The organism is Rhodococcus sp. P4_E4, assembly GCF_056401575.1.
In genome coordinates this window covers 184,054-193,571 of sequence record NZ_JBFUJB010000012.1, presented here as the reverse complement: position 1 = coordinate 193,571, position 9,518 = coordinate 184,054, and the positions used below count along the sequence as shown (strand labels likewise).

The 9,518-nt window shown below is 63.6% G+C and carries 8 protein-coding genes; 4 read left to right on the top strand and 4 right to left on the bottom strand.

Annotated elements, in window-relative coordinates:
* Nucleotides 1-97 precede the first annotated feature (97 nt).
* A complete protein-coding gene (locus tag AC1DVN_RS15715) occupies nt 98-682 on the bottom strand; it encodes a class I SAM-dependent methyltransferase (protein WP_283309497.1) in 585 nt (194 codons plus the stop codon).
* 161 nt (nt 683-843) lie between these two features.
* Here AC1DVN_RS15715 and AC1DVN_RS15710 point away from each other — a divergent pair, with 161 nt between their 5' ends.
* The 3 genes from AC1DVN_RS15710 (at nt 844) to AC1DVN_RS15700 (ending at nt 3,879) form a co-directional block, all read left to right on the top strand.
* Nucleotides 844-2,991 carry an MMPL family transporter gene (locus AC1DVN_RS15710; protein ID WP_477994006.1) on the top strand — a complete coding sequence of 716 codons (2,148 nt, stop codon included), beginning with the start codon at nt 844-846 and terminating at the stop codon, nt 2,989-2,991.
* 117 nt (nt 2,992-3,108) lie between these two features.
* Nucleotides 3,109-3,519, top strand: a complete 411-nt coding sequence (locus AC1DVN_RS15705) for a DUF302 domain-containing protein (RefSeq protein WP_020968512.1) — start codon at nt 3,109-3,111, stop codon at nt 3,517-3,519.
* Between the two features lie 90 nt (nt 3,520-3,609).
* Nucleotides 3,610-3,879, top strand: coding sequence for a metal-sensitive transcriptional regulator (locus tag AC1DVN_RS15700; RefSeq protein ID WP_007734349.1), 270 nt, complete (start codon nt 3,610-3,612; stop codon nt 3,877-3,879).
* 58 nt (nt 3,880-3,937) lie between these two features.
* Here AC1DVN_RS15700 and AC1DVN_RS15695 read toward each other — a convergent pair whose 3' ends face one another.
* Nucleotides 3,938-4,741 carry an alpha/beta fold hydrolase gene (locus AC1DVN_RS15695; RefSeq protein ID WP_020906324.1) on the bottom strand — a complete coding sequence of 268 codons (804 nt, stop codon included), beginning with the start codon at nt 4,739-4,741 and terminating at the stop codon, nt 3,938-3,940.
* A gap of 109 nt (nt 4,742-4,850) precedes the next feature.
* Here AC1DVN_RS15695 and AC1DVN_RS15690 point away from each other — a divergent pair, with 109 nt between their 5' ends.
* Complete coding sequence (locus AC1DVN_RS15690) at nt 4,851-5,786, top strand: methionyl-tRNA formyltransferase (RefSeq protein ID WP_020906323.1); 936 nt, start codon at nt 4,851-4,853, stop codon at nt 5,784-5,786.
* Between the two features lie 43 nt (nt 5,787-5,829).
* On the opposite strand, the gene AC1DVN_RS15685 is transcribed toward AC1DVN_RS15690, so the two are convergent.
* On the bottom strand, nt 5,830-7,617 hold the full coding sequence (locus AC1DVN_RS15685) for an ABC transporter ATP-binding protein (RefSeq protein WP_477994014.1): 1,788 nt from the start codon (nt 7,615-7,617) through the stop codon (nt 5,830-5,832).
* An 11-nt stretch (nt 7,618-7,628) separates the two neighbouring features.
* On the bottom strand, nt 7,629-9,383 hold the full coding sequence (locus tag AC1DVN_RS15680; protein ID WP_080908962.1) for an ABC transporter ATP-binding protein: 1,755 nt from the start codon (nt 9,381-9,383) through the stop codon (nt 7,629-7,631).
* Nucleotides 9,384-9,518 lie beyond the last annotated feature (135 nt).

The window sequence follows — 9,518 nt, the reverse complement described above, 5'->3', positions numbered from 1 at the left end:
AAATCCGATCATCGTCGTTCATGCTCATCGAACGACGAACACCCTCGCAAGTTTAGGGTAGGCTACCCAGGAACGTGAAGGTGCGCTCCCGCCCTGGTCAGACCTGTTCCCACGGACCGAATTCGAGCAAAACGTCGATTGCCTTCTTACCGTCCTGCGGCCGAACGACATGTTCGAGGGCGTAGACCCTCGATCCCTCCGCGGCGCGAGCGAGATCGGAAATACCGGGCAGAATGGTCGGTTCGGGTGGGCCGCCCACACCACGGTGGAAGTTCTCGATCGAATGCCCCAAGTAGAGGACGCGCCCGCCTGGCGTCAGCCACTCCCCGACGCGTTTGAGCGTGTCGGCCAGCTCGTCGACCTCGAGGTGAAGAAAGCTGACCAACACCAGGTCAACTACCCCTTCCGGTTGCCACGTGGTCGCGTCGCCGACCTGCCAGTCGACAGCCTTGTCCAAGTCACTCGCCCGTGCCAGATCGATCGCCACCGACGAGTAGTCGACGGCAGTCACCGACCACCCTTGCCCGGCCATCCACCGCGCGTGACGGCCGTCGCCGCAGGCCAGATCGATCGCAGTGCCCGGCTTCAGGTCGGCAATTCGTGTTGCGACGGTTCCCGCCGGGTCGATTCCCCACGGCTCCGTCACCGCTCGGTATCGCTCGTCCCAGTCGTGTGCGTCCATGATCACTGCTCCTCGTGGTTCGTTTCACCGCGGTTCGTTCCACTGTCTCCGATCAGACGGTGCAACGAGCAGCATAGAGAACCCTCAAACGTGACAGATACATACCCCTGGGGGTATACAGGTGACGGTCAGGAATACCCCCACCCGTATCAGGAGCGAAGATGTCAGCGACCAGAACAGTCACCGCGGACCCACCCGCCCAATCCGACGGCATACTCGCGCGCCTCGGTCGATCGATGGGGGCGCACACCCGCCTCGTCATCGGCGTCTGGTTGATCGCGTTGGTCGCACTCGGCGCCGCAGCACCCAGCGTCTTCACCTCCCTGGCCGGCGCAGGTTGGCAGGCAAACGGATCCGAATCAGTGCAGGTTCGCGAGTTGGCCGAGCAGCATTTCGGTGGAAACTCCTCCGCTGCAGTGCAGGTGGTCGTTCACTCGGATTCTGTGCCCATCACCGATCCGTCGATGCAGCAAACGCTGGCGGCGGCAACGGAAATCTTTTTCGCGGACCCTCGTTTCGGCGAAGTGGTCGCCCCGCAAACCGGCATGACCATCAGCCCGGACGGACATACCGGCATCATGATCGCGGGCGCCAACGCAAGTACCGACGAGATGGTCAGTGCGGTAGACGAACTCGGCAAGGAACTCACTGCATTGTCCACGGACACCATCGAGGTGTACCCCACCGGCGCGTCGGCTTTGTGGAGCGATTTCAACAAGGCCAATCACGAAGCGATGATCAAGGCCGAAATGATGTCGTGGCCCGTCACTCTCGCGATCATGGTGTTGGCCTTCGGCTCCCTGGTTGCCGCAGGACTCCCACTGCTTCTGACACTCGCAGGTCTGGTCGCCTCGGCGGGCGGGCTTGTGATCCTCAACGAGATCACGCCGATTTCCGTGTGGGCCATGAACTTCGCGATGATGTTCGCTCTCGCACTCGGCATCGACTACGCACTCTTCCTCGTCGCCAGGTTCCGGGAAGCACTGCGAACCGATCCGGATCCGCGGGCCGCCGTGGCTCAAACGATGGACACCGCCGGCAAAGCTGTTGTCCTCTCCGGCCTCACAGTTCTGGTCAGCTTGTCTGCGGTGCTCATCGTTCCAGCCCCGGCCGTACGCACGATGGCTGTCGGAATCATGCTCGCTGTGATCTTCGTTCTCGCCGCAACACTCACCCTGCTACCTGCCGTGCTCGGCCGGATCGGTGCCAAGGTCAACGGCGGTTCACTACCGTATGCAAAGCGCCAGCAGCACCGCTCCCCGATGTTCGCAGCTTGGGCATCACTGCTGCACAAGCACCCGTGGCCTTTCGGCATCGGCGCCGTGATCGTCCTTATCGCTCTCGTCGTTCCGGTGTTCGGACTGAAGGTTGCAATGCCCTCCATCGCCGTGGTTCCCGAGGACGCCCCGGTTCGACAGGGATACGAATTGGTGCAGCAGCAGTTCGGTGACGGGGCACCCGGAATGCTGCAGATCGTCACGTCCGCCGACGATGCAGCCGACACCTCGCGTCTTGCCATGAGCGTGGATGGCGTCGCAATGATCACCCCGACGCAACAGGCGGCCGACGGATCCGATCTGGTTATGCTGCAAGCAGTTCCCACCGTCGACCCGTCAGATCCTGCGATGGAAACCATCCTTGCCGACCTTCGGTCGCAACTGCCGGAATCGGCGCTCGTCGGCGGCGCTCCGGCTGAAAATCTCGACCTTCAGCAGGCACTCGACGACTACCTTCCCTTCGTGGTGGTCGTGATTCTGACGCTCGGATTCCTGTTGCTGCTGATCGCCCTCCAGGCACCCTTGATCGCCTTGATCGGCACGCTGGTCAGCCTGCTGTCCACTGGGGCCGCATTCGGAATCGCGAAGTTGATTTTCCAGGACGGCCACGGAGCAGGCCTGCTCGGCTTCGATCCCCAGGGGTTTCTCAACGGGTGGGGTCCGGTCTTCTTCTTCGCCATGATCTTTGCCATCGCGATGGACTACACCGTGTTCCTGCTCTCGAGCGCCAAGGAGCACTACGAACGCACAGGTGACCCCGAGACCGCACACATCGACGGCCTCGCACATTCGGGTCGGGTCATTGCGGCGGCAGCAGCGGTGATGGTTGCGGTCTTCTTCACTTTTGCGCTCGCAGATCCCTTGCCACCCAAGGAAATGGGCATCATTCTCGGTGTAGCTGTCCTCCTGGACGCAGTGCTCGTCCGCTTGGTGCTGCTGCCCGTTCTCCTGCGCCTCAGCGGCCGGGCAGCCTGGTGGGCGCCGGCATGGTTACGACGCGTCCTGCCGAACATCAGCTTCTCGCATGGCTGACCGTGTACCCGACATCACTGTCTTCTTGATACCCCCAGGGGTATGATGGAGACAAGAGAAATCGAAGCCAACGACATCGAAGCCAATGGCACCGAAGCCGACGACAAGGAGCGGGCAATGACAACACCCACAGAACCGATAGCGATCGCAACCAAGGTCACCGGAACTTTCGACGACGTCGTCACCCGAACTCGTGCTGCTCTCGCCGAGCAGGGCTTCGGCATCCTGACCGAGATCGACATGCAGGCAACACTCAAGGCGAAGCTGGACGAGGACATGGAAAAGTACCTGATCCTGGGTGCCTGTAACCCGCCGTTGGCCCATCGGGCAGTTTCGGTGGATCGTCAGATCGGCCTCCTGCTGCCGTGCAACGTTGTCGTCCGCGAAGATACGACTACCGAGAATTCGTTCTTCGTCGAAGCGATGAATCCCGCTCTCATGGTTCAGGTTTCCGGCGAACCAGGCCTGGAGTCCGTGGCGGCCGACGCCGCCGTCAAGTTGCGGGCAGCCGTCGACTCGTTGATCTGACACCGCAGCCGGCTCAAACACTGGATCAAGCAGTGACATGCCCCCAGGGGTACCCTCGGTCGCAGCACGAACACTCGAGAAGGGGCCACCATGACCGGCGACGAAGAGAGCATTGCGCTCGTACTGAACAGACTGCGGCGTGCTCACGGCCAACTTGCCGGGGTCATCTCGATGATCGAGAACGGCCGCGACTGCAAGGACGTCGTGACGCAGCTCGCAGCCGTGTCGAAGGCGCTGGACCGAGCAGGGTTCAAGATCGTCGCTTCAGGGCTGCGTGAATGCCTGAGCGGTGACAGCGCGGAAGGTCAGGAACCGATGACCGAGGCCGAACTCGAGAAGCTGTTCCTGGCACTGGCCTGAAACATGAGAAGGCCTGACCTGCAGTTAGCAGGTCAGGCCCTTTCTCGCGTGCGGAAAACTACTTCGCCAGGAAGTCGATCAGCACCTTGTTCACGGCCTCCGGACGCTCGAGGTACCCGTAGTGTCCGGCGTCGGGAATCTCTTCGAACGACGCCGTCGCGATGCAGTCGGCCACCTCGCGGGAGAGGTAGGGCGGGATCATGCGGTCGTCGGCGAAAGCGACGGACAGGCACGGGCGCATGATCGACTTGTACGCACCCCGTCGATCGAAGGCGCGGTCCATACCGAGCTGTGCGCGAACACCCGGTGACGTTGCGCCGCCGGTGAACTCGAAGATATCCATCCAGTCGCGCGCGGAGTGATCGTCTGCCAGCGTGGCCGGCGAAAGGTTCATCACCGCGGTCACTGCGGCACGGTATTTGGCCGGCAGAGCGACGCCACTGTCGAACAACTGGCGCTCACCCTCGGTCAGGACCTGCTGGAAATGATCCATCCGGGCGTGGCCGGCGAGGAACACTGCTTTGCGAACCAGATCGGGCCTGGCGAGCGTCAGTTCCTGCGCCACCCGGGCGCCCATCGAGGTTCCGATGACATGGGCGGGGCCGCCACCGAGGTGCTCGATCAGTCCGGCGGTGTCCGCAACCATGTCGGGCATCGTGATGCCGCCGAGGCTCTCGCCGGACGGTGCGATTCCGCGGTTGTCGAAGGTGCAGACTCGGTAGCCGGCGGCCACCAGCGCCGGGGTCTGGTGCAGATCCCAGACGCGGCCGGGGCTGCCGGTCCCCATGATGAGCACCACCAGATCTCCATCACCCTTGACCTGGTAATTGATGGGGATTCCGTTGATTGTGGCGACCGTCATGTCAGCCTTCCTCCTCGTACGTGTGATCAACAATTTTGGTTGGATAGCCTAAGCTGATGGGCGGTCGTGTGACCGCAACCCCAGCCCATGCTCGTCCAGGAGGACCCCGTTGAGAGTCGCTACGCTCGGATACCAAACCTGGGGCCACCGTACCCTGCAGGCCTTGATCGACTCCGATCACGAGGTCGTGCTGGCAATCACACACCCGAAGAGTGAGCACGTCTACGAACAGATGTGGGCGGACTCGGTTGCAGATCTGGCGGCCGAGAACGGTGTACCCGTTCACGTGGCGAACAAGCCTGACGACGCCTTCAAAGCCGCGCTGGCCGAAGCAGCTCCCGACATCATCGTCGCCAACAACTGGCGTACCTGGCTGCCGGCGGAGGTCTTCGACGCACCCAAGTACGGCACCCTCAACATCCACGATTCGCTGCTGCCCAAGTACACGGGATTCTCCCCGCTCATCTGGGCTCTGATCAACGGCGAAGAAGAAGTCGGGCTCACGGCGCACCTGATGGACGAGGAACTCGATGCGGGCGACATCGTGCTGCAGCGTTCGACAACGGTCGGCCCGACCGACACCGTCACCGATCTGTTCCACCGCACGATCGACATGATCGGCCCCATCACACTCGACGCTCTGGATCTGATCGCGTCCGGCCGGACCGATTGGACGCCGCAGGACCGATCGCAGGCCACGTTCTTCCACAAGCGCGCACCGCAGGACAGCCACGTCGACTGGTCCTGGCCGGCCGAGGTCATCGAGCGTTTCGTCCGGGCACAGTCCGATCCGTACCCCAACGCTTTCGCGGAGTTCAAGGGCCGGCGCATCCGCATCCTGAAGGCGTCCGTCTCACGCGGGCACTACGGAGGAACCCCCGGCCGAGTGTTCATTCAAGAAGATGACGGCATGGTGATCGTCGCGGGCCCCGACGCATGGTCGGGCAAGAACAAGGGACTGCGGATCGAGCGCGTCCGACTCGACGACGGCAGCGAGTACACCGCCGCCGAGTTCTTCCCCCACGGCGGCGGGTACCTCACCTGATCGTCTGAACAAACCCCTCAGTGCAAACCCCAGTACAAACCCCTCAGTCGCGACCTTCCCAGGCCGCCCACAGTTGTGCGTAACGCCCGCCCGCGGACACCAGTTCGCGGTGCGGGCCTTCTTCTACGATCTGTCCGTGTTCGAGCACGATCACTCGGTCGGCGCCCGCAGCCTGTGTAAGCCGGTGTGCAACAACCAGAGTGGTGCGGCCCTCCGTAGCGGCTTCGGCAGTCGCTTCCAGTTCCCGTGCTCCGGCGCTGCCCGCCTCCGCTGTAGCTTCGTCCAGTACCGCGACGGCCGGGTCGGCCAACACCAGTCGCGCCAAAGCCAACTGCTGCGCCTGTGCCGCCGTCATCTCGTGCCCGCCTTCGCCCACGACGGTCAGCATTCCCTCGTCGAGAGCCTCCACCCACTCGTACGCGCCGACCGTCCGCAGCGCCGCGGCTACGTCCTCGTCCGAGGATTCGGGAGCGGCCAACCTCAGATCCTCGATCAGGGGCCCGGCAAAAACATGGACCTCCTGACTCACGATCGCGATGTGGCGTCGTAGGTAGTCGAGGTCGGCAAGCGGGACACCACCGATCGACACCCGCCCCGACGTCGGAGTGATCGAACCGGCAGCGATCGCCGCAAGCGTCGTTTTTCCGGCTCCGGTCGAACCGACGAGCGCCACGCGCTCCCCCGCTCGCAAGGTGAGGCTCACTCCGTGGAGAACCTCATGGCCACCGTCGTAGCTGTGCCGAATGTCGTCCAGACGCAGCGAACCGTCGGCCGGAACGGAACCTGCATCCGTCGAAGGCTCCGTTTCCTCGATCTCGACGACGCCGACCAGTCGCGCGAGGCTGGCGCCGGCCGACTGCACTTCGTCGAAGGTGTAAAGCAGCGAGCCGATCGGGTTGAACAGGCGATGGAACAGCAGAGCAGCAGTCGTCGTCTGGCCGACTGTCACGACGTCCTCACGGACCAGCAGGAATCCGACGACGAGAATCATGGACAAGCCCACGAATTCGGCGCGGTTACCGCGACCGGCGAACCTCGTGAACAGGCCGAACACGCCGACGGCCAGATCACGCGCTTTTGCCGACGCCGCATCTATCTGACCGAGGTGTTCCTTCTCGAGGCTGTACGCGCGGACCGTCTTGGCACCCTGGAGGCTGCTGATGAGCGCTTGTGAACGAGCGCCCATCGCTACCCGCTCGGCAGCGTAAATGGGAGCCGATCGCGGCAGGTACCACTTGAGCGCCAGCGCGTACATCGGCAGCGCGACCATTCCGGCGAGGCCGAGGCGCCAGTCGAGTCCCAGCATGGTCACCATGCTCAGAGCCACGAGCAGAACTGCTGCGATCATGCCGGGAACCACGTCGGACACGGCCTTGGCGATCACCGACACGTCGTCGCCGACTCGTGAGAGCAGATCGCCCTTGCCGACCTTCTCGACGGTCTGGATCGGGAGGCGCAGTGCCCGGTCCACGGTTCGCTCGCGCAGGTCCGCCAGAATCGTCTCGCCGAGTCGCTTGATCAGATAGGCGGCCACACCGGTGAACACACCGCCCACGATTGCGGCGGCGGCGATGATCACGACCACCCCGACGATCGTCGACGTGGGCGCGTTGTCCCGGACCCGGTCGACCAGGACACCGAATACGTAAATCGGCACCAAGGCCATCGCCGACGCCGAAGCCGCGACGATCAGGACCAACAGGCTCTGCATCCGGTGTTCGGCCAGCGCTGCTCGCAACCACTTCCAGGTCTGTCGACCACCCGCGATCGGCAACAGTTCGCGCTCGGTCACCTTCTCCGCGTTCTCCCCGGCCGGCATATCGGTTGTCATGTCCGTGGCCGTCACCGCAGCACCGCTCCTCGGTAGTTCGCGTCGCCGCGAGAGAGTTCGGAATGTGTGCCGATCGAGGCAATCACTCCGTCGTTCAAGACGATCACTCGATCCGTCACAGCCAGCAAAGCGGGGCTGCTGGTGATCAATACCGTCGTGTGGATGCCACCGGCACCCTCGTGCCGCAGTTCTGCGATTCCTTCGGCGATAGACGCCTCGGTCACCGCGTCCACTGCCGTAGTCGGATCGTGCAGGACCATCACGGGTGCCTGTGCCACCAAGGCGCGCGCGAGGGCGACGCGTTGTCGCTGACCTCCCGACAAACTGGCGCCTCGATCGGTCACTTCGAGGTCGAGACCGTCCGGATGTGCGTCGACGACATCCGCCGCTGCCGACGCCGCCAGAGCGCTCTGGATGTCGAGCGCAGCGGCGTCACCGGCGCCCGCAGTGACGTTCGAGGCGAGGGACCCGGAGAACAGATCGGTGATGTGCGGCTCCACCAAGACCGTCCGACGCGCCAATCGCAAGTCCATGTCGGACAGGCTGATTCCGCCAACCCTCACCACTCCGCGATACGCGCCCTGAGCCAGCTGACCGGACAGGACCGCGACAAGAGCGTCGGCGTCCTGCGGCTGGTAAGCCACGACGCCCAGCAGTTCTCCCGCAGGCAGGTGCAAGTCGATGCCCTTGAGCGACTTGTACTCGACTCCGTCGAGGGTCAGGTCGGTGCCTTCGAGTTCGGTCTGCGAACCCGCGCCCCGCAGTGGCTCCGCGTCCAAGACCAATGCCAGTCGATCCGACGACGCCCGCGCCACCGCGAAGTATCCGGGAATGGACGCAAGCAATCCGAGCGGTTCGATGATGAACTGCGCAAGCCCCACCACGGTGATCAGTTCACCGACCGTGATCCGGCCCTGCAAAGCGAAGTATCCGGCGAAGCCCGCAACACCGACCGCGAGCAACGCACTGACGGTCGCGGCAACGCCGGTGTAGATACCGGTCGCCTTGGCCGTGCCGATCGTCGACGCGAGAGCCTGACGGCTGACTGTGCGATAGCGAGCCGACGCGGTCTTCTCACCACCGATACCGCGCAGTGGACGCAATCCGCTGACCAGATCGGTAGCCATCGCGGACGCTCGCGCGATCGACGCCTGCTGACCGGTGGCCCTCGACGTGATGAGCGGCGCCGCCAATTGCAGCAGACCGAGAATGACCGGCGTTCCGATCAGAACGGCCAATCCCAGCCAGAGGTCGATCCACACCAACGCCACGGCCGACGCGACCGCAGCCGTCAGGGCCGCAGCCGCGCGCGGGACGATGTCCGCGATCCACGAAGTCTGCTCGGCGTCCGATGTCGAAACAGTCAGCAGTTCACCTGAACGCAGATCGGTGCGCACCCCACGCGGATCGAGGACGCGGTGCGCCACCTCGAGCCGGAGGCGATGAGCCTCCTGCTGCATCGCGGTGACGATGAAGCGTGCACCGAAGCGCCACGCGGCCGTCAGAACGAGAAACAGAGCCGCGAGACCGACGATGGAGACGATCAGGGCCGTGGTGTCCGAAGTCTCCACCGCACGGTCGATGATCACACCGATGGAGATCGGCACCGCCGTCTCGGTCAGTTGGTGCAGACAGACCAGAACCGTGCCGATAGCGAGCGGGCGACGGTTGCGGACGAGGACGCGTCGCAAAATCGCAGCACCGCTGTGATTGCCACTATCGGGCTCGTCCGAGTCGACGGTCACACTCGAGGGGGTCGAACTCATGGAACTCCAAGCATCGATGGAAGCGATAAAGTTGAGTACAGAGATAAGTAAGTCGACCCTAATACATGAGCAACTAGCGTCGACACGCCCAGTTCTCATAGAGTCGCGAGTAAGAAACATTGCTTGCGCCGTGCA